Raw genomic sequence first — 23,568 nt, forward strand, 5'->3', positions numbered from 1 at the left:
CCACGACGGTCACTTCTGCCAGGGGAACCGGTCGGCGAAGGCGGGCTTGAGGTCGTCCAGCCAGACGGCCTCAGGGTCGTACTGCGCGAAGAAGGGCTTGCCGACGAGATCGGCGTCGCGGCACTGGATGAAGTGCAGCGCCATGGCCTTCTGGCCCGCGATCTCCACGACGCCGTCCACGCAGACCTTGCCGGGCGTGGCCGACATGGACGGGCCGCGGACGGTCCGCGCCAGCCCGGACACGTGCTTGTAGGCGTCGCGGAAGATCTCGTGCGCCCGGACCAGGGGCACGGCGAAGTAGTCCTGCGGTCCCGTGTCGCGCTCGACGAACATGTAGTAGGGGATGAGGCCCATCCGGGTCTGGGTGCGCCACATCGCCTCCCAGGTGGCGGCCTCGTCGTTGATCGTCCGGATCAGCGGCGCCTGGGTGCGGATGATCGCCCCGGTGTCGCGGATGCGGCGGCACGCCTCGGCGACCATGAAGGGTTCGAGTTCGCGCGGGTGGGTGAAGTGCGCCATGAAGGCCAGGTTCTTGCCCGAGGCCACGACCTGCTCGAACAGCCGCAGCATGTCGTCGGCGTCGGGGTCGGTGACGAACTTCTGCGGCCAGTAGGCCAGCGACTTGGTCCCGATCCGGATGGATTCGAGCTGGTCGAGGTCGAGCAGCGGCTCGACGTAGCGGCGCAGTACCGGCTCGCCCATGATCATGGCGTCGCCGCCGGTGAACAGGACGCTCGTCACCTCGGGGTGCGCGAGGATGTACTCGCGCAGCGCGGTGGGCTCGTCGCCGGCCATCTTGAGGTCCGCCTCGCCGACGAACTGGGCCCAGCGGAAGCAGTAGGTGCAGTAGGCGTGACAGGTCTGCCCCTGCTTGGGGAAGTACAGCACCGTCTCGTCGTACTTGTGCTGCATCCCGGGGATCTTGCCGTCCCCGAAGCTCGGGATGTTGAGCTCCATCTGGCCCGCAGGATGCGGGTTCAGACTCATCCGCACCCGGTGGGCGGCGGCCTCGACCTCGGCCTTGGGCGCCTCGCGGCTCAGCAGGTCCGACAGGAGCGCGACGTCCTCGGCGGGAAGCATGTCCTCCTGGGGGAAGACCAGCCGGTAGATCGGGTCGTCGGGCGCGGCGGACCAGTCGATGAGCTCGTCGATGACGTAGGCGTTCGTCCGGAAGGGCAGCACCGTCGCCACCGCTCGGGTCGCGAGCCGCTGCGCGGGTGTCAACCCCGCGCGAGCAGTGAGCTCGTCGAGGTGCTTCGCCGTGAAGGCGCGGAACTTGCGACCTGTGGATCGCACTGCCGGAGCCGCGTCGTTCACCAGTGTCACGTGTTGGTACTCCTTGCTGTCAGCGGGGGGAGGCGCACCCGGGCGCCGTCACGAATCGTGATCAGAAGTGCTCGGGCCACCCCCATTCAACCGTTTGGGGAGGTCTCATACCGAATTGATACCCCCTGAGCGTCACTGACAAAGCCAAGGTCAGGACGATCCCGACAAATAGCCTCGTCATCATCGTGGACGCCCCATGTCTTGTCCAACGACTACGAGTCGTCAACCATGCCCTCGGCCCTCGTCAAGTCTCCGGCCAGCGAATACTCGGTAAAGACCGACCCAGGTCACACACACGCTCGCGGTTCGGAAATACTGGGGACGGGTAGGACCGACCGGCGCACGGGAGCGTGCGCGCGTGAGGGGGCCGGGTGAACGCTGACCAGCGGGGCGGGCCGGATGCCGTCCCCCTGCGCCTGATCGTCCTCGCGGGGCTGGCCTCGGTCACCTACGCGAGCTTCGCGCTGGAGAACCTCCTCAGCCCCAAGCTGGACTTCTTCAACGGCTACGTGAGCGAGCTGTCGGCCTCCGACCAGCCGTACCACTTCGTCTACAGCGCCGGCGACCTCGTCACCGGCGTGCTGTCGATCGTGGTCGCGGCCGGGACGCTCCGCAGGCTCACCCGCAAGCCCCTCGCCACCGCCGGCTGGGTGTTCCTCGGCCTGTTCGGCGTGTGCGCCATCGGCGACGCGTCGTTCCCGCTGGACTGCGCGCCGAGCCTGGAGACCTGGTGCGCCCTCCGGGAACGCTCCGAGAACGTGTCGTTCTCCCACGAGTTCCACTCGGTGACGAGCAGCGCCGTGATCGTCTGCGGGGTGGCGGCGCTGCTGCTGCTGTCCCTGGCCGCCCGCCGGTACGGCTGGTGGCCCGCCCTGGCCCGCTGGGGCTGGCTGCTGGCGCTCGCCGAGTCCGCGGCCGCGCTCGGGACCCTGGTGGCGATGTACATGGGGCAGTGGCTCGGGGTCGTCCAGCGCGTCCAGATCGGCATCCTGTGCCTCGGGCTCCTGACCATCGCGTGGGCGCTGTACTCCGACCGGCGGGACGCGGCGCGCACGGTCGGGGACGCGACGGCCGCGCGAGAGGAGGCGTGCCTGTGAGCCGCGCGAACGACGGTGCGGACCGCGGCCCCGGCGAGACCGTGAACGTGGGCCGCGAGCAGGTGCACGTCGTCGAGTCGGGCCCGGCGGACGGGCCGCCGCTGCTGCTCAGCTCCGGGCTGGGCGGCGCCTGGTTCGACTGGGAGCCGTCCGTCGCGCTGCTCCGGAGGCGGTACCGGGTGATCGTCTACGACCGTCCGGGCCTCGGGCTCAGCCCCGCCGCGGCCGCGCCTCCGTCGCTGCGCCGCGACACCGCCGTCATGGCGGCGCTGGCGGAGCGGGCCGGGCGGCCGGTGACCGTCCTCGCGCACTCGATGGCCGCGTTCGCGGCCGAGGCGCTGGCCAGGACGCGCCACGGGCTCGTGCGGGGCCTGGTGCTGCTCGACCCGAGCTACGAGGGCGAGGCGTGGGTGCCCGTGCGGCTGGCCGCCGCGCTGGCCCCGCTCGCCGCGGCGGCGGGCGCGGTGCTCGGCGCGACGCGGCTGGCGAGGGCCGCCGGGCCGGCCGGCCGGCGGATGATCCTCAGGCGCACCAGCCGGCGGGACGAGGCCGTCCCGGAGGAGGTCGTGCGGTCGGTGTACGGGCGCGGCACGGTGCTCGGCGCGGTCCTCGCGGAGGAGCTGGCCTACCGGGAGATGGCCGCCGACCTGGCGGGGCTGCGCGAGCGCCGCCCCTTCCCGCCCGTCCCGCTGGCCGTCGTGACCGCGCTGGGCGACGTGGACGGCGACGACCGCAAGCGCGCCTGGGCCGAGGCGCACGAGCGGCTCGCCGGGATGAGCCCGCACGGCAGGCGGATCGAGCTGCCGGACGCCCTGCACATGGTCCCGCTCGACCGCCCCGACGCGGTGGCCGACGCGGTCGCGGGCCTGCGGCTGCTGGAGGGAGCGGCATGAGGCGCGTCCCCGCCGTCGTGCTCGCCGTCCTGCTCGCCGTGACGCCGTCCGGCTGCAAGGTCATGCAGAGGATCTCGGACGGGGCGTACCGCAACGCCGTCACCGACGGGGTCGTGGACGAGCTGGACGCGCAGGGCATCGAGCTGGCGGAACGCCCGGAGTGCGAGTCGCCGGGGCGCGAGACCGACTCCGTGGTGCGCGTCGACTGCACGGCCCGCACCACGACCGGGGAGCCGGTCGTCGTGGAGGGGATCGCCCACGACGCCGATACCGAGAGCCCCCGCGAGTTCTACGTCGTCACCGTCGGCGGGCGCGAGGTCCTCCGCAAGGAATGCCTCGGCCTCGGCTGCGAGCAGCCGAACGGCTGACCGGGCAACGAATCCCCATACCGAACGGAAAAATCAAACACGCAGTGCATACACTCCTGTACCGTCGGTGACGTAGCGGGTGTGAAGATTCCCAGCGTGAAGATGCCGCGCTTCAGCATCGGCCGCAAGCAGGCCCTGATCCTGGGGTCCGCCGCGCTCCTCGTGATCGCCGTCGTCGGCGGCGGGGCGTTCCTGCTGCTGTCGGGCGGCCACGAGTTGCAGTACAAGACGCAGGCCGCCCTGCGCAGCGCGCTTCCCATGACCGCCGCCGCCGAGCTGAACAAGCACGGCGTGCGGCTGGGGGCGCCGCTGCGGTGCGCCGACCTGCCGGGCTGGACGAAGAAGAAGATGCGGGTGTCCTGCACCGGCATGACCTCGGACGAGAAGCCGGTCGAGGTCATCGGCAGCGGTGAGCAGGAGTCCCGCAAGAACTACTACACGATCCTCGTGGACGGCCGCCCAGTCGTGGAGAACGCGACCTGCCTAGGCGCCGACTGCCACAAGAAGGAGGGTTAGGGCCCGTCCCGAAGTGGCCGCGGCGATGCGCGCGAACGCGTGACCTGCCCGGTGAAGCGAAGCCGGAGGCGAGCGGAACCGGGCAGATCGCGAAGCGATGCCGCGTTCGCCCAGGCCCGGTCACGCAGCGAGCCGCAAGGCGAGCGAAGAGGGCCGGGACTTTGAAACACAGTGAGGATCGCCACTCCGGGCGTGGGGCGCCAAGGCAGGCGAAAGGACGCCATACGATGCGATGAGCTGCGTTCTTGCGGCCCACCGTGTTTCCTTCCGTCCTCCTGGAGCGGCCATGACCGGCACCGGCGAGCCGTCGCGGCCCGTGGCGCCTGGCCCGGCGGAGCCCGGCCCGCCGGCGTCTTCCGGCACCGAACCGTCCGGCGGCGCGCCGCCGCGGTCCGCCCCGCCGCCGCCCCGAGGCACCGCGCCGCACCCGGCGCCGCGCCGCCCGGCGACGGTGCGCCCGCTGCCGATCGCGGTCGACACGATGGGCGGCGACCACGCCCCCGAGGAGATCATCGAGGGGGCGGTGGCGGCGGTCCGCGAGCACGGCGTCCGGCTGGTGCTGGTCGGGCGGGCGGCGCGGATCCGGCGGGAGCTGGACCTGCACGGGGTCCTCGGAACGATCCCCATCGTGCACGCCGACGAGGCCCTGGACATGGGCGAGGGCGCGCTCGCGAGCTGGCGCAAGCCCCGCTCGTCCATCGCGATCGCCTGCCACCTGATCAAGCAGGGGCGGGCGTCGGCGCTGGTCTCGGCGGGCAGCACCGCCGGGGTGGTGGCGACGTCGCGGCTGCGGCTCAAGGGCCAGCAGGGCGTGATGCGGCCCGCGATCGCCGTGGCGCTGCCGACCCGGCCGCGCCCCACGATCCTGCTCGACGCGGGCGCCACCGCGGACGTCAAGCCGGAGGGGCTCGTCCAGTTCGCCGCGCTCGGCACCGCGTACGCGCAGATCCTGCTCGGGGTGGACCGCCCGTCCGTGGGCCTGCTCAACATCGGCGCCGAGCCCGGCAAGGGCAACAAGCTCACCAAGCGGGCGCACGAACTGCTCGCGACGGGCAGCCACGGCATCGAGTTCGCCGGGAACGTGGAGGGCCACGACCTGCTGAGCGGGCGCGTCGACGTGATCGTCGCCGACGGGTTCACCGGCAACATCGCGCTCAAGACCGTGGAGGGCACGATCGCCACCGCGTTCGCGGAGATCCGCGACGCGATGACCTCCACCGCCGCCGCGCGGATGGGCGCGCTGCTCCAGCGGCGGCGCCTCCAGGACCTGCGCGACCGCCTCGACCCCGACACCTACGGCGGCGGCGTCCTGCTCGGCCTGAACGGGACGGTCGTGATCGCGCACGGCGCCTCCCGCGCCCGCGCCATCACCTCGGCCTGCGACCTGGCGCACCGGCTGGCCGCCGGGCGGATCGTCGAGCGGATCCGGGAGCAGGTCGCCGCGACCCGCACCTCCCGGTTCGGGCGCTGGACGCACGGCGAGCGCGACGGCGACAGACCCGCCGACAGACCCGCCGACAGACCCGCCGACAGACCCGCGGACAGGCCCGCCGACAGGCCCGCCGACGGGCCGGCCGACGGGCCGGGCGACGGGCCGGGCGAGAAGATCCCGGAGATCCCCTCCCCCGCCGCCGACACCGTCCCGGACCGCAAAGAGCCGCCCGCCGCGCCCTAGCCTCGCGCCAAATCGATTCCGGGCCCCGGCGCGTCGCCGATAACCTTGGAACATGCCCGATCCGCAACTCGTACTCGCCGCCCGGGTCCAGGCCGCGCTGAGCGCCGCCTTCGGACCGTCGTACGCGGACACCGACCCGGTCATCCGGCCGTCGCAGTTCGCCGACCTTCAGGCCAACGTGGCGCTGCCGCTGGCCAAGAAGCTGGGCCGCAAGCCGCGAGACGTGGCCGAGGAGATCACGACGCACCTCGACACGGCCGGCGTGGTGTCGGACGTGCAGGTCAGCGGGCCGGGGTTCATCAACCTGACGCTCAGCGACGCGTGGATCGCCGGCGAGGCGCAGCGGGCCCTGGAGGACGAGCGGCTCGCCGTCCCCCTCGCGGACAAGCCGCAGAAGGTCGTCGTCGAGTACTCGTCCCCGAACGTGGCGAAGGAGATGCACGTCGGGCACCTGCGGACCACGATCGTCGGCGACGCCATCGCGCGGATCCTGGCGTTCCTCGGGCACGAGGTCGTCCGGGACAACCACGTCGGCGACTGGGGCACCCCGTTCGGCATGCTGATCGAGCACCTGCTCGACCTCGGGGAGGACGCCGCGGCGCGGGACGACTCGTCCGTCAGCGACCTCACCGCCTTCTACCAGGCCGCGCGGGAGAAGTTCGACGGCGACGAGGCGTTCGCCGACCGGTCCCGGCGGCGGGTCGTCGCGCTCCAGGCGGGCGACGCCGAGACGCTGCGGCTCTGGAACGTCCTCGTCGAGGTGTCGAAGCGGTACTTCAACTCCGTCTACGGGCGGCTCGGCGTCACCCTCACCGACGACGACATCAAGGGCGAGAGCTACTACAACGACCTGCTGGCCCCGACCGCGCGGGAGCTGGAGGACAAGGGCATCGCGGTGATCAGCGACGGGGCGCTGTGCGCGTTCCCGCCCGGGTTCGCCGGCCGGGAGGGCGAGCCCCTCCCGGTGATCATCCGCAAGAGCGACGGCGGCTACAACTACTCCACCACCGACCTCGCGACGATCCGGTACCGGGTCGACACCGAGCACGTCGACCGGATGGTCTACGTGGTCGGGGCGCCGCAGTCGCTGCACTTCCAGATGGTGTTCGCCGTCGCGCGGATGGCGGGCTGGCTGAACGACGAGGTGAAGGCCGAGCACGCGCAGATCGGCAACGTCCTCGGCACCGACGGCAAGATCCTGCGGACCCGGGCCGGCGGCACCGTCAAGCTGTCGGAGCTGCTGGACGAGGCGGTCGAGCGGGCCGGCGCCGTGTTCGACGAGATCCAGCACGACGAGCCGTTCGACGACGCCACCCGGGCGGAGATCGTCCAGGCGGTCGGCATGGGCGCGGTGAAGTACGCCGACCTGTCGGTGGCGCGCGACAGCGAGTACACCTTCGACCTCGACCGGATGATCTCGTTCAACGGCAAGACCGGCCCGTACCTGCAGTACGCGACCGCGCGGATCCGGTCGATCTTCCGGAAGGGCGGCGTGGCCCCGCAGGACGCGACCGGCCCGATCACGCTCACCCACCCGGCCGAGCGCGCGCTGGCGCTGGAGCTGCTCGGGTTCGGCGCCGTGCTGAAGCAGGCCGGCGAGACCGCCGAGCCGCACCGGCTGGCGAGCTACGTCTACGCGGTCGCCGACGCCTACACCACGTTCTACGAGAACTGCCCGGTGCTGAAGGCCCCCGACGAGGAGACGAAGGCGTCGCGGCTGGCGCTGTGCGCGGCGACGCTGCGCACGCTCGTCACCGGCCTCGGCCTCCTCGGCGTCCCCACCCCCGAGCGCATGTGAGGCGGGCGCCGGGCGCGGCGCCCCGCGTCACGGCACGCTGGTCCCGTGCGGCGAGGGCCGACCGGCCTGCGGCGGAGCCGGCGGCCGGATCTCCCCCTGGGCGAGGCCCTGTGCCGGGCCCTGTGCGGGACTCTGCGCGGGGCCCTGACCGGGGCTCTGTGCGGGTCCGGCCCGCTCGCGGGTGACCTGCTCCCGGACCGCCGGAACGATCTCCATGGCGAACACCGGGAGCTGCTCGGGATCGCCGCCGTACAGGAACGAGTCGACGCCGTGCCCGACGGCCAGCTCGGTCAGCTCGTAGATCCACTGGCGCGGCGGGCCGTGCAGGAAGCCCCGCGACTCCCGCCCGTCGACGTCCCCTTCGAGGACGTAGACGCGGCGGATCTCGCCGGGCCCCCGGCCCGCCCGCAGCGCGGCCTCGTCGAGGCGGCGCTGCCCGTCCGCGAGCCGCTTCGGCGGGACGAGCGACGACGGCGCGATCCAGCCGTCGGCGACCCTCCCGGCGAGGTCGAGGCCGCGCGGACCGGTGACGCCGAGCCAGATCCCGATCTGGTGCGCGGGGGCCGGGCCCGCCTGCGCCGCCGCGAACCGGTAGTGCTCGCCCGCGAACCGCAGCCCGTTCTGGTCGCTCCAGTGCAGCCGGATGAGCTGCACCGCCTCCTCCAGGGCGCGGCGCGACGCCGTGCCGTCCAGGCGCGGCCCGCCGTAGGCCTCGACGCCGCCCGGCTCCATCCCCGTGCCGAGCCCGAGCTCGGCGCGGCCGCCGCTGAGCCGGTCCATCGTCGCGATCGCCTTGGCGAGCGCGGCGGGCGGTCGCAGCGGCAGGCACGCCACCGCGGGCAGCACCCGGATCCGGGACGTGCCGGCCAGCACCGCCGCCATCAGCGCGAGCGCGTCGGCGGTGTCGCGCCGGTACGGCCGGTCGTGGATGCCGAGCAGGTCGAGCCCGTACCGGTCCGCCTCCTGGGCGGTGCGGACCAGCGGGACGGAGGCGTCCGGGTCGAGGGACAGGCCGAACCGCAGCGGGCGCCTCGACCGAGACGGCGTCACTGCAGGTAGCCTTCGACCTCGTCCGGCGGCCGGACCTCCGCGCCGCCGGGGTCCTCGCCCGCCTCCAGTCTGGCCCGGCGGCGGCGCAGCAGGTCCCAGCACTGGTCGAGCGCGACCTCCAGCCGCTCCAGCCGCCGGTGCTCGTCCTCGCGGTCGAGCTCGTCGCGCTGGTACCGCTCCCGGAGCCGCCGCTCCTCCCCGACGTAGGCGTCGATGCGGGCCAGGATGTCCTTCTCGTCCATCGGTGACTCAGCGCTCGCGGCCGACGTCGGTGAGCCCGCTCAGGAACCCGCCGTCGGTCCGCGTCGAGTGCTGGAGCGAATTGGTCTTCGGCTCCACGACGGGCGGCGGCGCGGCGGACGTCCGCGACGTCGTGGTCCGCGCGGGCGTCTTGCGGGCCGACGACGTGGACTTGGCGGTCCCCGATCTGGCGGCCCCCTTCGCGGTGCCCGACCTGGTGCTCGTGGTGGTCCGCGACGACGTCGACTTGCGGGCGGCGCTGGTCTTGGACTTGGGCGCGGCCGTCTTCCTGGCCGTGCCCGATGTCTTCGCCGTGCCTGATGTCTTCGCCGTGCCCGATGTCCTCGTGCCCGATGTCCTCGTGCCCGAGGTCTTCGCCGCGCTCGTCGTCCGCGACGTGGCCGCCTTGGACGTGGACTTGCGCGCCGTGGACGTCTTCGAGGAGCCCGTCCGGGCCGACGCCGCGGTCCTGGACCGGCTCGACGCCGCCGTGGTGGACTTGCGGGCCGTGGTCCGGCTCGTGCCGGTGCGGCTCGCCGGCGTGGTCTTCCTCGCCGTCGTGGTGCGGGTCCCGGTCGTCTTGGCGGTGGTGGTGATGACCTTCGCCGCCGCGTCCATCGCCTTGGCGGCGTCGGACATGGCCTTGGTCGCGCTGGTCATCGCCTTGGTCATCGCCGTCATGGCCTTGGCCGACGTGGACGCCTTGGTCGCCACCGACTTCATCTGCGTCGCGGCGGTCTTGGCCTGGCTCGCGGCCTTGGTGACCCGGGTCGCGGCGGCCGACGACGACGCCGTCCGGCTGGACGCCGCCGGTTTCCTCGCCGCGGCGCTCCTGGTCGTGGTCGTGCGGCTGGTCGTGGACCGCGACGGCGCCTTCGCCGCCGAGGTCCGCTTCGCCGCCGGTTTCCGGGCGGCAGTGGACTTGGTCGCTGATGTGCTCTTCGTACGCGCGGCCGACCCTCGGCTCGCCGTACGCGATGCTGTCTTGGTAGGCACTGATCTCCCCCCACTGTGATCAGTTACGGGGAGATCTATTCCACACTTCGTGACCCTCTACACACGCAGCGTCATATCAGCTCAGACGCCCACCGGATGCCAGACGGTCTTGGTCTCCAGAAACGCCGTCAGGCGGGCGGTTCCCGGCTCTTCGGACCAGCTGTCGTCCCCGGGGCGCAGAACGCGCTTGAGGTTCCCGGCCGCCTTGTCCTCCAGCTCCTGGACGTGCTCGGGCGGCGCGCCGGCGAGGTCGAGGGCGTTGACGTCCATGTGGGCGGCCAGCCAGGGCGCGATCTCGGTGCGGCGTCCGGTGAGGAGGTTCACGACGCCGCCCGGCAGGTCGGACGTCGCCAGCACCTCGGCCAGGGTGACGGAGGGCAGCGGCGCCGGTTCGGACGCGACCACCACGGCGGTGTTGCCGGACACGACGACCGGGGCCAGGACGGACACCAGGCCGAGCAGCGGCGAGTCGGGCGCGACGACGGCGACGACGCCGGTGGGCTCGGGCGTGGAGAAGTTGAAGAACGGCCCGGACACGGGGTTGGCGGCCCCGGCGACGGCGCTCAGCTTGTCGGCCCAGCCCGCGTACCAGACCCAGCGGTCGACGGCGGCGTCCACGTCCGTCCCGGCGGCGCCCTTGGACGCGCCGGCCTGGCGCAGCTCGTCCACGAACTGGTCGCGGCGGCCCTCCAGCATCTCGGCGATCCGGTACAGGATCTGGCCGCGGTTGTAGGCGGTGCGCCCGGACCAGCCGGGGAAGGCCTTGCGCGCGGCGACCACGGCGTCGCGGGCGTCCTTGCGGGACGCCTGGGAGGCGTTGGCGAGGAAGCGGCCCTTGGGGTCGGTCACGGGGTAGGACCTGCCGGATTCGGACCGGGGGAAGGCGCCCCCGATGTAGAGCTTGTAGGTCTTGCGCACGGAGAGACGGTCAGGCATTGAGGTAGGCCTCCAGTCCGTGGCGTCCGCCCTCGCGGCCGAACCCCGATTCCTTGTAGCCGCCGAACGGGGAGGCCGGGTCGAACTTGTTGAACGTGTTGGCCCACACCACCCCGGCCCGGAGCCGCTGCGCCGTCCACAGGATCTGCGACCCCTTCTCGGTCCAGATGCCCGCCGACAGCCCGTACGGGGTGTTGTTGGCCTTGGTGACGGCCTCCTCCGGCGTGCGGAACGTCAGCACGGACAGGACGGGCCCGAAGATCTCCTCGCGGGCGATCCGGTGCGACTGCGCCACCCCGGTGAACAGGGTGGGCGCGAACCAGAACCCCTGGGACGGCAGCTCGCAGGGCGGCGACCAGCGCTCGGCGCCCTCGGCCTCGCCCGCGTCCGACAGCTCCCGGATCCGCGCCAGCTGCGCGGCGGAGTTGATCGCGCCGACGTCGGTGTTCTTGTCGAGGGGGTCGCCGACCCGCAGCGTCGCCATCCGCGCCTTCAGCCGCTCCAGGACCTCCTCGGCGACCGACTCCTGCACCAGCAGCCGCGACCCGGCGCAGCACACGTGGCCCTGGTTGAAGAAGATCCCGTTGACGATGCCCTCGACGGCCTGGTCGAGGGCGGCGTCCGCGTAGACGATGTTGGCGGCCTTGCCGCCGAGTTCCAGCGTCAGCCTCCTGCCGGTCCCGGCGAGGGTGCGGGCGATCTGCCGGCCGACCTCGGTGGAGCCGGTGAAGGCGACCTTGTCGACGCCCGGGTGCGATACCAGGGCGGCGCCGGTCTCCCCGGCGCCGGTGACGATGTTGACCACGCCCGGCGGCAGGTCGGCCTGGCGGCAGATGTCGGCGAACAGCAGCGCCGTCAGCGGGGTGGTCTCGGCCGGCTTGAGGACGACGGTGTTGCCGCAGGCGAGGGCGGGAGCGATCTTCCAGGCCAGCATCAGCAGCGGGAAGTTCCACGGGATGACCTGCCCCGCCACCCCGACGGGCCTCGGGTCGGGGCCGAACCCGGCGTGGCGCAGCTTGTCGGCCCAGCCCGCGTAGTAGAAGAACCAGGCCGCCGCCAGCGGCACGTCGACGTCGCGGGACTCGCGGATCGGCTTGCCGTTGTCGATCGACTCCAGCACGGCCAGCTCCCGCGACCGCTCCTGGACGATCCGCGCGATCCGGTACAGGTACTTGGCCCGCTCGGCCCCGGGCATGGGGCCCCAGACCTTGTCGTAGGCGGTCCGGGCGGCCCGCACGGCACGGTCGACGTCCGCCTCGTCCGCGCAGGCGATCTCGGCCAGGACGCTCTCGTCGGCCGGGTTGACGGACTTGAACGGCTCGCCGTGCCCGCCCGTGAACGCGCCGTCGACGAACAGCCCGTAGGAGCCGCGGATGTCGACGACGGACCGGGACTCGGGCGCCGGCGCGTACTCGAACTCGAAAGCAGCCATGATCGCTCAGTCCAGGGTGAAGTAGTCGGGACCGGAGTACACCCCGGTGGCCAGCTTGCGGCGCTGCATCAGCAGGTCGTTCAGCACCGAGGAGGCCCCGAGCCGGAACCACTCGGGCGTCAGCCAGTCCGGGCCCGCGGTCTCGTTCACCAGCACCAGGTACTTGATCGCGTCCTTGGTGGTGCGGATCCCGCCCGCGGGCTTGACCCCGACCTGCCGCCCCGTGGCGGCCCGGTAGTCGCGGACGGCCTCCAGCATCACCAGCGTCACCGGCGGCGTCGCCGCGGGCGACACCTTGCCCGTCGAGGTCTTGATGAAGTCGGCCCCGGCCCGCATCGCCAGCCAGGACGCCCGCCGCACGTTGTCGTAGGTGGCCAGCTCGCCGGTCTCCAGGATCACCTTCAGGTGCGCGGGACCGCACGCGTCCTTGACCGCGGTGATCTCGTCGCGCACCTTGGCGTAGTCGCCGGACAGGAACGCGCCCCGGTCGATCACCATGTCGATCTCGGCCGCGCCCGCCGCCACCGCCGCCCGCGTGTCCGCCAGCTTGGCCTCCATCGGCGCCCGCCCCGACGGGAACGCCGTCGCCACGCTCGCCACGCCGACCCCCGTCCCCGACAGGGCCCGCACCGCGACCTCCACCATGTCGGGGTACACGCACACCGCGGCCACCTTCGGCACCGAGGCGTCCGCCGGGTCGGGGTGCGCGGCCTTGGCGCACAGGGCGGCCACCTTCCCCGCCGTGTCCGCGCCCTCCAGCGTGGTCAGGTCCACCATCGAGATCGCCAGGTCGATCGCCGCGGCCTTCGCCGACGTCTTGATCGACCGGGTGGCGAGCCGCGCCGCCCGCTCCTCGGCGCCCACCCGGTCCACCCCGGGCAGGCCGTGCAGGAAGGCGCGCAGCTCGGCGGCGCCGTTCAGAGTCTCCGTTGACACTCCCCCAGCATCGCCGAACTGCCCCCCAGGCACAAAACGGACGCTCAGCGCCTCACACGGCGACCCGGGCCCAGACCCACTTGCCGTGCGGATCGGTGGGGACCACACCGCACTCCACCGCCAGCCGCTCGACGATCAGCAGGCCGCGTCCGCCCATGCCGTCGTCGTCGCCGGGGTCGGGGCCCGCGGCGTCCAGCGGGCGCTCGGCGGACGGCGTCCCCGCCTCCCGCCTGCGCACCGGCCGCCGGTCGCAGGCGTCCCAGACCTCCAGCAGGACGCCGTGCGCCTCCCGGGTGAACCGCACGCGGACCTCTCCCTCGCCCGCGTGCCGGACCGCGTTCGTCACCAGCTCGCTGGCGATCAGCGCCACGTCCTCGGTGATCCCGGACATGCCCCAGGAGGCGAGGCGCAGCGACAGCTGCATCCGGACCTGGGCCGGGGCCGTCCACGCCGCCAGGAACGCCGTGTCCAGCCCGTGGTCGGCCACGGAGCCGGCGGTCACCTCGCCGCCCGCCGTCCCGTGCCCCGGACCGCCGCGCCGGCGCGGTGCCGCCGCCCCGGTAACGTTTCCGTCGATTCCTCCGGCAATTCGCCCGCAATATCCGCCATGGGCCCGGAATCATCCTTCCGATCAAGGGCCCGGCCGGCGGGGCAATCGCCGTGTCCGGGCCCGCCTCGTCTCGAAGCTTCGAGAATCGGTCACCGGGGGCGGACGACTGAACACCGTTTCCGAGACGTCCAGAACGTTTCCGCGTTACCTTGGAAAACGTCCCGCCCGTCCGTCAGAGGGGTTGCCGGCGTGGCCAATGACGCATTACGGCAGGCAATGATCCGTGCGAGACTGACGGAGCACGATCTCGCCGAAGCATGTCAGGTGGACGTCAAGACGGTGGCCCGGTGGGTCGCCGAGGAAGGTCGCACGCCCCACCCGCGTCACCGCTGGGCCGCCTCGGACGCCTTGGGAGTTGATGAGGGCATGTTGTGGCCGGATGCCATCCGCAGGCACATGAAGACCGGACCGGACCGCGAGGTCGTCGCGGTGTACCCCTACCGCTCCGCCTGCCCCAGGGCCGTCTGGCGCCGCCTCATCGGCGGAGCGACCAGGGAGCTGACCTTCGCCGGCTACACCAACTACTTCCTCTGGCTGGAGATCCCGAATCTCGGCGCCGTGCTGCGCCGCAAGGCCGAACGCGGTTGCGGGATCCGGTTCCTGGTCGGAGATCCGGAAAGCGAGGTCACCCGCCGCCGGGAGGAACTCGAATCCGTTCCGCTCACCGTGAGCACCCGGATCAAGGTCACTCTCGACGAGCTGGCCAAGATCTTGAAAACGCCCGGCATCGACATGCGCTTCGGTGACGAGCACATCGCCATGAGCGTCTTCGTCTTCGACGACGAAATGCTGGTAACGCCGCATCTGGCCTTTCTCGTGGGCCACGATTCTCCGATGCTCCACATAAAGCGGCAGCAGGAGGACGGATTGTACGACCGTTTCGCCTATCACGTCGCCGAACTCTGGAACGGCGGGCGCGCCACCACCGAACTGGCGGCCTCGTAGCGCCGTCACGTCACCGGCGGCGGCCGGCCCGGGCCTCGCCCGTGGCCTTGAGGTCGCCCAGCCAGGCTTCGAGGCCCTGCCCGAGGATCTCGGTGGCCCGGGGCACGTCCGCCTCGACCTGCTCGCCGGTCCAGGTCTCCTCGGTGTGCACCCGGACGCCTCCCCTGACCCTGGTGAAGGTCCACAGGTGGACGCCCTCGTCGATGCGGACCCCGTCGCCGACCGCGGGGCCGCTCCACAGGATGCAGGCGCCGGGCCGCAGCTGCCGGACGGCGGAGGTGATGGTCAGCGTCGTGGCGGGCGTCGTCGGGGTGGGGGGCGCCGGCGTGGTCCACCGGAACCGCGACCCCGCGCGGAGCGGCCCCGGGTCGAGGCGCTTCATGGACAGGACGGGCTCCTGCCAGTCCGGCCAGCGCTCCACGTCCGCCTGGAGCTCGAAGACGGTGCTCAGCGGCGCCTTGATCAGGATGTCGCTCCGGTAGCGGATCAGGGCGGCGGGATCGACGCCCTCTCCCCGGCACTGCGGCCGGCCGCCCTGGTGGAGCGAGGCGGGCGGGAGCGAGGGGCTGCTGCTGGACATGTCTTCCCTTTCGATAGAGGGTCCTGCTTTCGCTAGAAGCTATAACCAACTGCCCGAGCGGGCGTCAACCGGTTCAGTGATACCTTCTAACTAATTCTTGGCGGTGTAGCTTCGGCGGCGGAGAGGGGGCCCGTCATGGCGGAGCCGGACAGCGGGAGCCCGCGCGAGCGCTACCGGGCGCAGGTGCGGGCGGAGATCAAGGAACGCGCCTGGGAGCAGATCGCCGCGGCGGGCGCGTCCGCGCTCTCCCTCAACGCGATCGCCAAGCGGATGGGCGTGAGCGGGCCCGCGCTCTACCGCTACTACGCCGGGCGCGACGAGCTGATCACCGAGCTCGTCCGGGACGCGTACCGGAGCCTCGCCGGCGCGCTGCGCTCCGCGTCCGAGGCGGGCGCCGACCTGGCGGGCCTCGCGCACGCCGTCCGGGGCTGGGCCCTGGCGGACCCGCACCGCTACTTCCTGATCTACGGCACCCCCGTGCCCGGCTACCGCGCCCCGGACGACACCACGGCCGTCTCCGACGAGATCATGGCGATCCTGCTCGACGCCTGCGCGGAGCCGTCCCGTGAGGAGCCCGCCACGGCGCTCGGCGCGCACCTGGAGGGCCACCGCGACTGGGCGGGCGGCCGTCCGGCCCCGCCCGCGGCCCTGCACCGCGCCCTGACCTTCTGGACCCGCTGCCACGGCGTCCTGTCCCTGGAACTCGCGGGACATTTCGCCGGCATGGGCTTCGATCCGGCGCGGCTCTTCGCGGCCGAGGTGGACGGCCTCCTGGCGCGCTGACCGCACGGCTCCCGCGCGGGCGCGACCGCGGGCGCGCCCGCCCCGTGACCGGCACGGGGTTTCCGCCTCCGACCAGTGGAAACTTCGATCACATGAGCCAGCGAACCCACGAGCACGTCGACGAGCGGACGGCCCGCAAGGTGGCCGAGGAGGCCCGCGAGAGCGAATGGCGGCTGCCGAGCTTCGGCAAGCGGCTGTTCCTCGGCGACCTGCGCCTCGATCTGATCCATCCGCATCCCCGCCCGTCGCGGGAGCAGCGGGCGAAGGGCGAGGAGTTCCTCGGCAGGCTCTCCTCGTTCTGCACCGCCGAGGTCGACCCGGTACGCATCGAGCGCGAGGCGCGCATCCCCGACGAGGTCGTGCGGGGCCTGCGCGACCTCGGCGCGCTCGGCATGAAGATCCCGGAGAAGTACGGGGGGCTCGGGCTCAGCCAGCTCTACTACGGCCGGGCGCTGATGGTCGCGGGATCGGTCAGCCCCGCGCTCGGCGCGCTGCTGTCGGCGCACCAGTCGATCGGCGTCCCGCAGCCGGTCAAGATGTTCGGGACGCCGGAGCAGAAGGACGCCTGGCTGCCGCGCTGCGCCCGGGAGGTCAGCGCGTTCCTGCTCACCGAGCCCGACGTCGGCTCCGACCCGGCGCGGCTGCGGGCCACCGCCGTCCCGGACGGCGACGACTACATCCTCAACGGCGTCAAGCTGTGGACGACCAACGGCGTCGTCGCCGACCTCGTCGTGGTGATGGCGCGCGTGCCGAAGTCGGACGGGCACCGCGGCGGCATCTCCGCCTTCATCGTGGACATGGCCGAGCCCGGCATCACCGTCGAGAACCGCAACGCGTTCATGGGGCTGCGCGGCATCGAGAACGGCGTCACGCGGTTCTACGACGTGCGCGTCCCGAAGGCGAACCTGATCGGCGCGGAGGGGGCCGGCCTGAAGATCGCGCTGACCACGCTCAACACCGGGCGGCTGTCGCTGCCCGCGATCTGCGCGGCGGGCGGCAAGTGGGCCGCCGGGATCGCGCGGCAGTGGTCGAGGGAGCGGGTGCAGTGGGGGCGGCCGGTCGGCGAGCACGAGGCCGTCGCCACCAAGATCGCGTTCATCGCGGCGACCGCGTACGCGATGGAGGCGATGCTCGACCTGTCCGGGCAGCTCGCCGACGACGAGCGGAACGACATCCGGATCGAGGCGGCCCTGGCCAAGCTGTGGTCGTCGGAGATGGCCTGCCGCGTGGCCGACGCACTGGTGCAGCTGCGCGGCGGGCGCGGCTACGAGACGGCCGAGTCGCTCGCGGCGCGCGGCGAGCGGGGCGTGCCCGCCGAGCAGCTGCTCCGCGACCTGCGCATCAACCGGATCTTCGAGGGCTCCAGCGAGATCATGCATCTGCTGATCGCCCGCGAGGCCGTGGACGCGCACCTGTCGGTGGCCGGCGACATCATCGACCCGGACGCCTCCACCGGCCGCAAGGCGCGGGCCGCGGCGAAGGCGGGCGGGTTCTACGCGCGCTGGCTGCCGACGCTCGTCACCGGCGCCGGGCACCGCCCGAACGCCTACGCCGAGTTCGGCCCGCTGGCCCCGCACCTGCGCTACGTCGAGCGGGCGTCCCGCAAGCTGGCCCGGTCGACCTTCTACGCGGCGGGGCGCTGGCAGGGCGGCCTGGAGTACCGGCAGGGATTCCTCGGCCGCATGGTCGACATCGGCGCCGAGCTGTTCGCGATGAGCGCGGTCTGCGTCCGCGCCCACGCCGACGCGTCCGGGGAGGGGCCGCTCGGCGCCATGGGCTCAAACGGCATCGGGCCGGCCACGGCGCCCGGGAAGTCCGCCCTGCTGCTCGCCGACGCGTTCTGCCGGCAGGCGCGCGTCCGCGTCGAGGAGCTGTTCGAGGGGCTGTGGCGCAACACCGACGCGATGGACGTGAAGCTCGCGCGGGCCGTCCTCGCCGGCGACTTCGCCTGGGTGGAGGAGGGCGTCCTGGACCCGTCCATCCCGGGGCCGTGGATCGCGCCGTCCGAGCCGGGCCCGAGCGAGCGGGAGGACGTGCACCGGACCATCGGCTGACCTGACGGGAGATCGGCCATGACACGCCGGGCGCTCCGCCGCCGCGCAAGGGCGTCCCGCCGCCCCGGGACGCCCGGCTTCGGCGCGGGAGTAGACTGTCCCGACCTTCGCGCCAGAGATCGAACCGCCCCGAGGGGGCGGGGGAACGGTCCGGCGAACGAGAAGCCGAACGCCAACGCACCCAGCGAGCGGGAAGTAATGCAGTCATCTGGTCAGAAGAAGTCCATCGCAGGCACCCTCCTCAGCCTCGTCGGCAGCCGTCCGAAGAAGGCCGGGCCCACGGCCGCCGGGCCCGCCCCTGACGGGGACGTCGTCCAGCCCGCCGCCGGAGAGGGCGCGCTGGAGAACCACCTGGGCGGCGACGAGGCCCGCAACTACCGCGAGTACGAGTACCAGACCGTCGCCCCGCACGTCGGCCGCTCCATGCTGGAGGTCGGCTCCGGCCTCGGGCACTTCTCCGAGCAGTTCGCCGGGCGCCTCGACTACCTCGTCGTCAGCGACAACGACCCGTACTGCGTCGGCGAGCTGCGCAAGCGCCACGACGGCAACGAGGACGTCGAGGTCATCGACCTGGCCCTGCCCGCCGACATCACGATCCGGCGCAAGGTCGACACCGTCGTGATGATGAACGTCCTGGAGCACATCAAGGACGACGTCCAGGCGCTGCGCGACCTCGCCGCCGTCACCGAGCCCGGCGGCCGCATCGTCATCTGGGTGCCCGGCTACATGCAGCTCTACGGCGACTTCGACCGCAAGGTCGGGCACGTCACCCGGTACACGCCGGCCACGCTGGAGGCGTCGGTCCGGGAGGCCGGGCTCGTCCCCGAGGTGCTCAAGCCGATCAACTTCCTGGGCGGGATCGCCTGGTGGTTCGCGGTCCGCCGCGGCGGCGCCGGCTACCCCGACCCGAAGCTCGTCAAGATCTACGACCGGACGGTCGTGCCGCTCACCCGCACCATCGAGCGCTTCGTCAAGCCGCCGTTCGGCCAGACGGTCTTCTGCGTCGCGCGCGTCCCGCGCTAGCGCCGCCCTTCTCGCGCGGACGGGGACGGATCACCTCTGGTGGCCCGTCCCCGTCGCTTTTTTCTTGACGTCCCAACGGTATGTCCCGCCTCGCCGTACCGGCCCGGGAGCGCAAGACTGTGCAGTGGCCGGAACGGGTCCCGGTCCGCCTCTCCGGGCGGAGAAGCACCGCCTGCTTCCGCGGGCCGCGCCCCCGAAAGGCCAGCCACGAAGGTTCCCGTGTGGTCCGACGGTTCGCGGTGGGGAATCCGGGAGGGGAGGTTCCCCGCCGTGAATCAGGTGCGGCGCGCGGCTCAGGCGCCGACCTTCGGGGTGGCGAACAGGGCCAGCCGGTGCGCGGTCGCGGCGGCCTCGCCGCGGCTCGCCACCTCCAGCTTGCCGAGGATGTTCGACACGTGGACGCTGGCCGTCTTCACCGAGATGAACAGCGCCTCGGCGATGTCGCGGTTGCTGCGGCCCTCGGCGACCAGCCGCAGCACCTCGAACTCGCGGGGCGTCAGCCCGAGCGGCGCGGAGGCGTCGCCGCGGCGCGGCATCCGGGTGCGGCGCAGCAGGTCGGCGACCCGCTCCGCGAGCGGCCGGGCGCCCAGCCCGTCGGTGAGCGCCGCGGCGGTGTGCAGCGCCGCCGTGGCGGCCTCGTGGTCGCCCGCCGCGAGCGCGGCCTCCCCCGCGCGGGACAGGGCCCGCGCCCGGTAGTAGGGGTTGGCGAGCCCCTCCCACGCGTCCGCGGCCTCCTCCCAGGCGGCCCGGTCGAGGATGCCGCGCGCCCGGGACAGCTCGGCGGCGAACGTGAGGCAGTGCGCGCGCTGGAGCGGGCCGCTCGACGCCAGGCCGGCGGCGCGCTTCTCCAGGCGGCCCAGGCGCTCCTCGGCATCGCCGCCGAGCTCGCCGCAGGCCGCCGCGCCGACGATGAGCGCGGGCCACGCGTAGCGGGCGTCGTCCGGCATGCCGGAGTGTTCGAGGACGGGGTCCAGCGCCGCCAGCGCCGCCTCGGGGCGGCCCTCGGCGAAGGCGATGTTCGCCTCCAGCCAGAGGGTGCTGAAGTAGTCCTGCGTCTTCATCCACTTCAGCTTGAGCTTCATGATCTCGCGCGACCTGGCCAGCCGCGCCCCGGCCGTCGCGGTGTCGCCGCGCACGAGCGCCACCCAGCCGGACAGGACGAGCAGCGAGGTGCGGGTCGTGATGGCGGGATCCTGCTCCAGGGCGTGGTTCATCACGGCCAGGGCCTCGTCCCACCGGCCGAGCGAGACCAGCGGCTCCGCCTCGTTGATGGACAGGAACGTGCCCTGCGTCCGGGCCACGCCGTACTCGCGGGCCAGCTCCGCGCCGTGGCCGGCGACCGCGGCGGCCTCCTCGTGCCGCCCGGCGCCCTCCAGGAAGTGCGACCTGATCACGTAGTAGCGGAGCAGCACGCGGTGGTTGCCGCTGCGCTCGGCGGTCTCCCCGACCTCGGTGAGGCGGTCCTCGTCCTCGTAGTCGGTGTGCGCGCAGAACAGCGTGATCAGCGCCTCGGTCTCCGCGACCGGGTCGCCGAGGGCGCGCGCGATGGCCAGGGACTCCAGCGCCGCCTCGCGGGCCTCGTCCATGGAGGTGGTGATGCGCACGTAGTTGCCCAGCGTGGACAGCGCGCGGGCGCGCAGGATGGTCGGCGGTTCGGCCGGCAGCGCCTCCACCGCGGCGCGCAGGTCCTCGATGAAGCCGGGCCGCGCCACGTGGTAGAGCATGCGGCCGCGCTGTTCGAGCAGCGCCGCCCAGCGGGCGGTGTCGCGCTCGCCGTCGGCGGCCTCGACCTCCTTCAGCGCGGCGGTGGCCAGCTTGATGCCGCGGTCGAACTCGCCGGCCAGGTCGGCGGCGTTCGCGGCGTCCTCCAGGACCGAGACGTGGTCGGCGCCGATGCGCTCCGCCGCGTCCGGGACCTTGTCCCACAACTGGAGGACGCGTTCGAGCATCGCCAGGCACTCGGCGTAGGCGACCGCCTTGCGGGCCTCCCTCGCCGCGCGCCAGGACGCGACCAGCGCCCACGTGCTGTCGTGGGCCTGCGTCCAGTGGTAGCTCAGCTCGACCCAGAGCCGCCCGGCGGGGACGAGCCCGGGCTCCTTCTCCAGCGCCTCGGCGTAGCGGGTGTGGAGGCGCGTGTACTCGCCCGGCAGCAGGTCGTCGTGGACGGCCTCGCGGATCAGGGCGTGCCGGAACGCGTAGCCGTCGCCGTCCACGACCAGGACGTTGGCGGCGACCGCGGGCCGCAGGACGCGGGTCAGCGCGGCGTCGTCGAGCCGGGACACCGCCGCCAGCAGCGCGTGCTCGATGCGGGTGCTGCCGCCGCTGGCGTCCCGCAGGACGTCCTGCGTCTCCTCGGGCAGCCGCTGGACGCCCGCCAGCAGCAGGTCGCGCAGCGACTCGGGCAGCTCGCAGGCCAGCGTGCCGTCGTCGTCGAGCAGCGCCTCGATGAACAGGGGGTTGCCCTCGCTGCGGGCCTCGATCCGCTCGACGAGGCCGGGCGGCGGGTTCTGGCCGAGCAGCTCGGTGACGAGCGCGGCGACGTCGGCGCGCGCCAGCCGGCCGATCTCCGTCCGGCGGACGCGTTCGAGCCGCTCCAGCCCGGCGAGCAGCTGGCGCAGCGGGTGGGTGCGGTGCAGCTCGTCCGACCGGTAGGTCATGACGACCAGCAGCGGCGCCGTGCCGAGGTTGCGGATCAGGAAGGCCAGCAGGTCGCGGGTGGACCGGTCCGCCCAGTGGGCGTCCTCGATGACGAGCACGACCGGGCCGCGCTCGGCGAGCCGCTCCAGCAGCGTCAGCACGACCTCGAACAGCCGGGCGCGCTCCTCGCCGGACGCGGCGTCGCTCTCCGGCTCCCCGAACTCGGGCAGCAGCCGGGCGAGGGCGCCGGTGTCGCCGCGCGGGACGAGCCCGGCGACGCCCTCGATGCCGATGTCGCGGACGAGCCCGCGCAGGACGGTGGTGAACGGCGCGAAGGGAAGGCCGTCGGAGCCGAGCTCCAGGCAGCCGCCGACCAGCGTCCTGGCCTCGGCGGCCCGGCCGAACTCCCTGATCAGGCGGGTCTTGCCGAGCCCGGCGTCACCGCCGAGCAGCACGGCGCCCGGCGCGGCGGCGAGGGCGTCCCGCAGCTGCCGCAGCTCGGCCGACCTGCCGATCAGGACGGGACTCATCGCGCGCGCGTTCACGTCACAAGCATGCCAAATAGATCGGACAATCCCACCCGAATATCACTCCGTGAGACGCCAGGTCTGGCCCCGGTGCTCGTCCAGCTCCGGGACCGGCCCCCGGGGAAGCGGGGGGTGGACGGCCGTCCGCACCGGGCCCTCGTCCTGGACCCGGCGCGCCCTGAAGTGGTCGAGTTCGAGCATCTCGGCGCGGGACAGCAGGGGCGCCACCGGGGCCCCCGCCCGCGTGAGGCGCTCGATGGCCTCCTCCCGGGTGAGCCCGGCGACCGCGGCGGCGACCGCGCCGTCCAGCTCGCCGATGCGCTGGAGCCGCTCGGCGAACGGGACGGCGGCGTGCTCGCCGATGCCGAGCGCGTGGCAGGTCGCCGCCCAGAGCCCCTCCTCGGACACGACGCCGAGAGTGATCTTCTGGCCGTCCCGGGTGGGGTAGACGCCGTAGCCGGGCACCGGCCCCACGCCCGACCGCCGGGTCGCCTCCGGGACGGTGCCGACCCAGTGCGCCAGGACGTCCGCCATGCCGAGGTCGATGACGTCGCCGACCCCCGTCTCGCGGGCCCTGAGGCAGGCGGCGGTGATCGCGAAGGCGGCCATCGTCGCGGCGGCCATGTCGGCGAGGGGAAGCTCGTCGGCCTCCGGCGACACGGCGCCCGGCGGCAGCGCGGCCGCGTGGGCGCGGTAGTTGACGTCGTGCCCCGGAACGTCCCTGAGCGGCCCCTCCGCCCCGTACCCGGACAGGGAGCAGTAGACGAGCCGCGGGTTGAGCGCCCTGAGGGCCCGGTGGCCCACGCCCAGCCGCTCGGCGACCCCGGGCCTGAAGCCCTCGACGAAGACCTCGGCGTCCCCGGCCAGCTCCGTGAGCGCCGCGAGTCCGTCCTCGGACTTCAGGTCGAGCGCGATGCCGCGCTTGTGCCGGTTGAGGACGTCGAAATGGTCGCGGAACATCCGCATCGGCTCCCCGCCGGGCGGCTCCACCTTGATCACGTCGGCGCCGAGCTGGGCGAGCAGCTGCGTCGCGTACGGCCCGGGCCGCCACATCGTCAGGTCGAGGACGCGGAGTCCGTCCAGCGGCGCCATGGCGCTCCTCTCGGTGGAGGACCCCACCGTGCCGGTCACCCCGGCCCGCGGTCA

General features: G+C 73.1%; 21 protein-coding genes. 11 read left to right on the top strand and 10 right to left on the bottom strand.

Features of this window, described 5'->3' with window-relative positions; all coding sequences use genetic code 11:
• Positions 1 to 9: 9 nt before the first annotated feature.
• Complete coding sequence (locus ACQEU6_RS22780) at positions 10 to 1,326, bottom strand: KamA family radical SAM protein (protein WP_499334765.1); 1,317 nt, start codon at positions 1,324 to 1,326, stop codon at positions 10 to 12.
• 371 nt (positions 1,327 to 1,697) lie between these two features.
• Between ACQEU6_RS22780 and ACQEU6_RS22785 the strand changes: the two genes are divergently transcribed.
• The 6 genes from ACQEU6_RS22785 (at position 1,698) to argS (ending at position 7,673) form a co-directional block, all read left to right on the top strand.
• On the top strand, positions 1,698 to 2,423 hold the full coding sequence (locus tag ACQEU6_RS22785; protein ID WP_499334766.1) for a DUF998 domain-containing protein: 726 nt from the start codon (positions 1,698 to 1,700) through the stop codon (positions 2,421 to 2,423).
• Positions 2,420 to 3,316, top strand: a complete 897-nt coding sequence (locus ACQEU6_RS22790; RefSeq protein ID WP_499334768.1) for an alpha/beta fold hydrolase — start codon at positions 2,420 to 2,422, stop codon at positions 3,314 to 3,316. The genes ACQEU6_RS22785 and ACQEU6_RS22790 overlap by 4 nt, the downstream gene beginning before the upstream one ends.
• A complete protein-coding gene (locus ACQEU6_RS22795; RefSeq protein ID WP_499334769.1) occupies positions 3,313 to 3,684 on the top strand; it encodes a hypothetical protein in 372 nt (123 codons plus the stop codon). The genes ACQEU6_RS22790 and ACQEU6_RS22795 overlap by 4 nt, the downstream gene beginning before the upstream one ends.
• Positions 3,685 to 3,786: 102 nt before the next feature.
• A complete protein-coding gene (locus ACQEU6_RS22800) occupies positions 3,787 to 4,200 on the top strand; it encodes a hypothetical protein (protein WP_499340318.1) in 414 nt (137 codons plus the stop codon).
• A gap of 286 nt (positions 4,201 to 4,486) precedes the next feature.
• The gene (plsX, locus tag ACQEU6_RS22805; RefSeq protein ID WP_499334771.1) at positions 4,487 to 5,875 is read left to right on the top strand and encodes a phosphate acyltransferase PlsX; all 1,389 of its coding nucleotides are present in this window, start codon (positions 4,487 to 4,489) and stop codon (positions 5,873 to 5,875) included.
• 52 nt (positions 5,876 to 5,927) lie between these two features.
• Positions 5,928 to 7,673: an arginine--tRNA ligase gene (gene argS, locus ACQEU6_RS22810; protein ID WP_499334772.1), complete on the top strand. Its 1,746-nt coding sequence runs from the start codon at positions 5,928 to 5,930 to the stop codon at positions 7,671 to 7,673.
• A gap of 27 nt (positions 7,674 to 7,700) precedes the next feature.
• Here argS and ACQEU6_RS22815 read toward each other — a convergent pair whose 3' ends face one another.
• Together ACQEU6_RS22815 and ACQEU6_RS22820 are read right to left on the bottom strand one after the other, a co-directional pair.
• Complete coding sequence (locus tag ACQEU6_RS22815) at positions 7,701 to 8,723, bottom strand: LLM class flavin-dependent oxidoreductase (protein WP_499334774.1); 1,023 nt, start codon at positions 8,721 to 8,723, stop codon at positions 7,701 to 7,703.
• Positions 8,720 to 8,965 carry a DUF2630 family protein gene (locus tag ACQEU6_RS22820; protein ID WP_499334775.1) on the bottom strand — a complete coding sequence of 82 codons (246 nt, stop codon included), beginning with the start codon at positions 8,963 to 8,965 and terminating at the stop codon, positions 8,720 to 8,722. The genes ACQEU6_RS22815 and ACQEU6_RS22820 overlap by 4 nt, the downstream gene beginning before the upstream one ends.
• Positions 8,966 to 8,967: 2 nt before the next feature.
• Here ACQEU6_RS22820 and ACQEU6_RS22825 point away from each other — a divergent pair, with 2 nt between their 5' ends.
• Positions 8,968 to 9,978: a hypothetical protein gene (locus ACQEU6_RS22825; protein WP_499334776.1), complete on the top strand. Its 1,011-nt coding sequence runs from the start codon at positions 8,968 to 8,970 to the stop codon at positions 9,976 to 9,978.
• 62 nt (positions 9,979 to 10,040) lie between these two features.
• Here the strand turns inward: ACQEU6_RS22825 and ACQEU6_RS22830 are convergent, their stop codons facing one another.
• From ACQEU6_RS22830 to ACQEU6_RS22845, 4 genes are read right to left on the bottom strand one after another with little or no spacing between them, the layout of a single operon-like run.
• The gene (locus ACQEU6_RS22830) at positions 10,041 to 10,895 is read right to left on the bottom strand and encodes an aldehyde dehydrogenase family protein (protein WP_499334778.1); all 855 of its coding nucleotides are present in this window, start codon (positions 10,893 to 10,895) and stop codon (positions 10,041 to 10,043) included.
• Positions 10,888 to 12,327, bottom strand: coding sequence for an aldehyde dehydrogenase family protein (locus ACQEU6_RS22835; RefSeq protein WP_499334780.1), 1,440 nt, complete (start codon positions 12,325 to 12,327; stop codon positions 10,888 to 10,890). Before ACQEU6_RS22835 ends, ACQEU6_RS22830 begins: the two co-directional genes overlap by 8 nt.
• A 6-nt stretch (positions 12,328 to 12,333) precedes the next feature.
• A complete protein-coding gene (gene deoC / locus ACQEU6_RS22840) occupies positions 12,334 to 13,263 on the bottom strand; it encodes a deoxyribose-phosphate aldolase (RefSeq protein ID WP_499334781.1) in 930 nt (309 codons plus the stop codon).
• A 52-nt stretch (positions 13,264 to 13,315) separates the two neighbouring features.
• Positions 13,316 to 13,765, bottom strand: a complete 450-nt coding sequence (locus ACQEU6_RS22845; protein ID WP_499334783.1) for an ATP-binding protein — start codon at positions 13,763 to 13,765, stop codon at positions 13,316 to 13,318.
• 297 nt (positions 13,766 to 14,062) lie between these two features.
• Between ACQEU6_RS22845 and ACQEU6_RS22850 the strand changes: the two genes are divergently transcribed.
• Positions 14,063 to 14,818 (top strand): XRE family transcriptional regulator, encoded by a 756-nt coding sequence (locus tag ACQEU6_RS22850; RefSeq protein ID WP_499334785.1) that lies wholly within the window; start codon positions 14,063 to 14,065, stop codon positions 14,816 to 14,818.
• 10 nt (positions 14,819 to 14,828) lie between these two features.
• Here the strand turns inward: ACQEU6_RS22850 and ACQEU6_RS22855 are convergent, their stop codons facing one another.
• Entirely contained in the window at positions 14,829 to 15,398 is a 570-nt protein-coding gene (locus ACQEU6_RS22855) for an SRPBCC family protein (RefSeq protein WP_499334787.1), read from the bottom strand.
• Between the two features lie 135 nt (positions 15,399 to 15,533).
• Here ACQEU6_RS22855 and ACQEU6_RS22860 point away from each other — a divergent pair, with 135 nt between their 5' ends.
• From ACQEU6_RS22860 to ACQEU6_RS22870, 3 genes are all read left to right on the top strand, one after another.
• Positions 15,534 to 16,181 (top strand): TetR/AcrR family transcriptional regulator, encoded by a 648-nt coding sequence (locus ACQEU6_RS22860; protein ID WP_499334789.1) that lies wholly within the window; start codon positions 15,534 to 15,536, stop codon positions 16,179 to 16,181.
• 92 nt (positions 16,182 to 16,273) lie between these two features.
• Positions 16,274 to 18,235 carry an acyl-CoA dehydrogenase family protein gene (locus ACQEU6_RS22865; RefSeq protein WP_499334791.1) on the top strand — a complete coding sequence of 654 codons (1,962 nt, stop codon included), beginning with the start codon at positions 16,274 to 16,276 and terminating at the stop codon, positions 18,233 to 18,235.
• 198 nt (positions 18,236 to 18,433) lie between these two features.
• Positions 18,434 to 19,258 (top strand): class I SAM-dependent methyltransferase, encoded by an 825-nt coding sequence (locus tag ACQEU6_RS22870; RefSeq protein WP_499334793.1) that lies wholly within the window; start codon positions 18,434 to 18,436, stop codon positions 19,256 to 19,258.
• Positions 19,259 to 19,551: 293 nt separating this feature from the next.
• Here the strand turns inward: ACQEU6_RS22870 and ACQEU6_RS22875 are convergent, their stop codons facing one another.
• A complete protein-coding gene (locus ACQEU6_RS22875) occupies positions 19,552 to 22,440 on the bottom strand; it encodes a helix-turn-helix transcriptional regulator (RefSeq protein WP_499334795.1) in 2,889 nt (962 codons plus the stop codon).
• A 42-nt stretch (positions 22,441 to 22,482) separates the two neighbouring features.
• Positions 22,483 to 23,514: a CaiB/BaiF CoA transferase family protein gene (locus ACQEU6_RS22880; protein ID WP_499334797.1), complete on the bottom strand. Its 1,032-nt coding sequence runs from the start codon at positions 23,512 to 23,514 to the stop codon at positions 22,483 to 22,485.
• Between the last annotated feature and the right edge of the window lie 54 nt (positions 23,515 to 23,568).

It is taken from the genome of Spirillospora sp. CA-108201 (assembly GCF_050936235.1).
Taxonomy (GTDB): Bacteria; Actinomycetota; Actinomycetes; order Streptosporangiales; family Streptosporangiaceae; genus Spirillospora.

Bases quoted from the DNA above. Each gene is read 5' to 3' on its own strand.
- plsX (WP_499334771.1), top strand. From the start codon at position 4,487: ATGACCGGCACCGGCGAGCCGTCGCGGCCCGTGGCGCCTGGCCCGGCG.
- ACQEU6_RS22870 (WP_499334793.1), top strand. From the start codon at position 18,434: ATGCAGTCATCTGGTCAGAAGAAGTCCATCGCAGGCACCCTCCTCAGC.
- ACQEU6_RS22865 (WP_499334791.1), top strand. From the start codon at position 16,274: ATGAGCCAGCGAACCCACGAGCACGTCGACGAGCGGACGGCCCGCAAG.
- ACQEU6_RS22800 (WP_499340318.1), top strand. From the start codon at position 3,787: ATGCCGCGCTTCAGCATCGGCCGCAAGCAGGCCCTGATCCTGGGGTCC.
- ACQEU6_RS22820 (WP_499334775.1), bottom strand. From the start codon at position 8,965: ATGGACGAGAAGGACATCCTGGCCCGCATCGACGCCTACGTCGGGGAG.
- argS (WP_499334772.1), top strand. From the start codon at position 5,928: ATGCCCGATCCGCAACTCGTACTCGCCGCCCGGGTCCAGGCCGCGCTG.
- ACQEU6_RS22835 (WP_499334780.1), bottom strand. From the start codon at position 12,327: ATGGCTGCTTTCGAGTTCGAGTACGCGCCGGCGCCCGAGTCCCGGTCC.
- ACQEU6_RS22860 (WP_499334789.1), top strand. From the start codon at position 15,534: ATGGCGGAGCCGGACAGCGGGAGCCCGCGCGAGCGCTACCGGGCGCAG.
- ACQEU6_RS22795 (WP_499334769.1), top strand. From the start codon at position 3,313: ATGAGGCGCGTCCCCGCCGTCGTGCTCGCCGTCCTGCTCGCCGTGACG.
- ACQEU6_RS22880 (WP_499334797.1), bottom strand. From the start codon at position 23,514: ATGGCGCCGCTGGACGGACTCCGCGTCCTCGACCTGACGATGTGGCGG.
- ACQEU6_RS22830 (WP_499334778.1), bottom strand. From the start codon at position 10,895: ATGCCTGACCGTCTCTCCGTGCGCAAGACCTACAAGCTCTACATCGGG.
- ACQEU6_RS22855 (WP_499334787.1), bottom strand. From the start codon at position 15,398: ATGTCCAGCAGCAGCCCCTCGCTCCCGCCCGCCTCGCTCCACCAGGGC.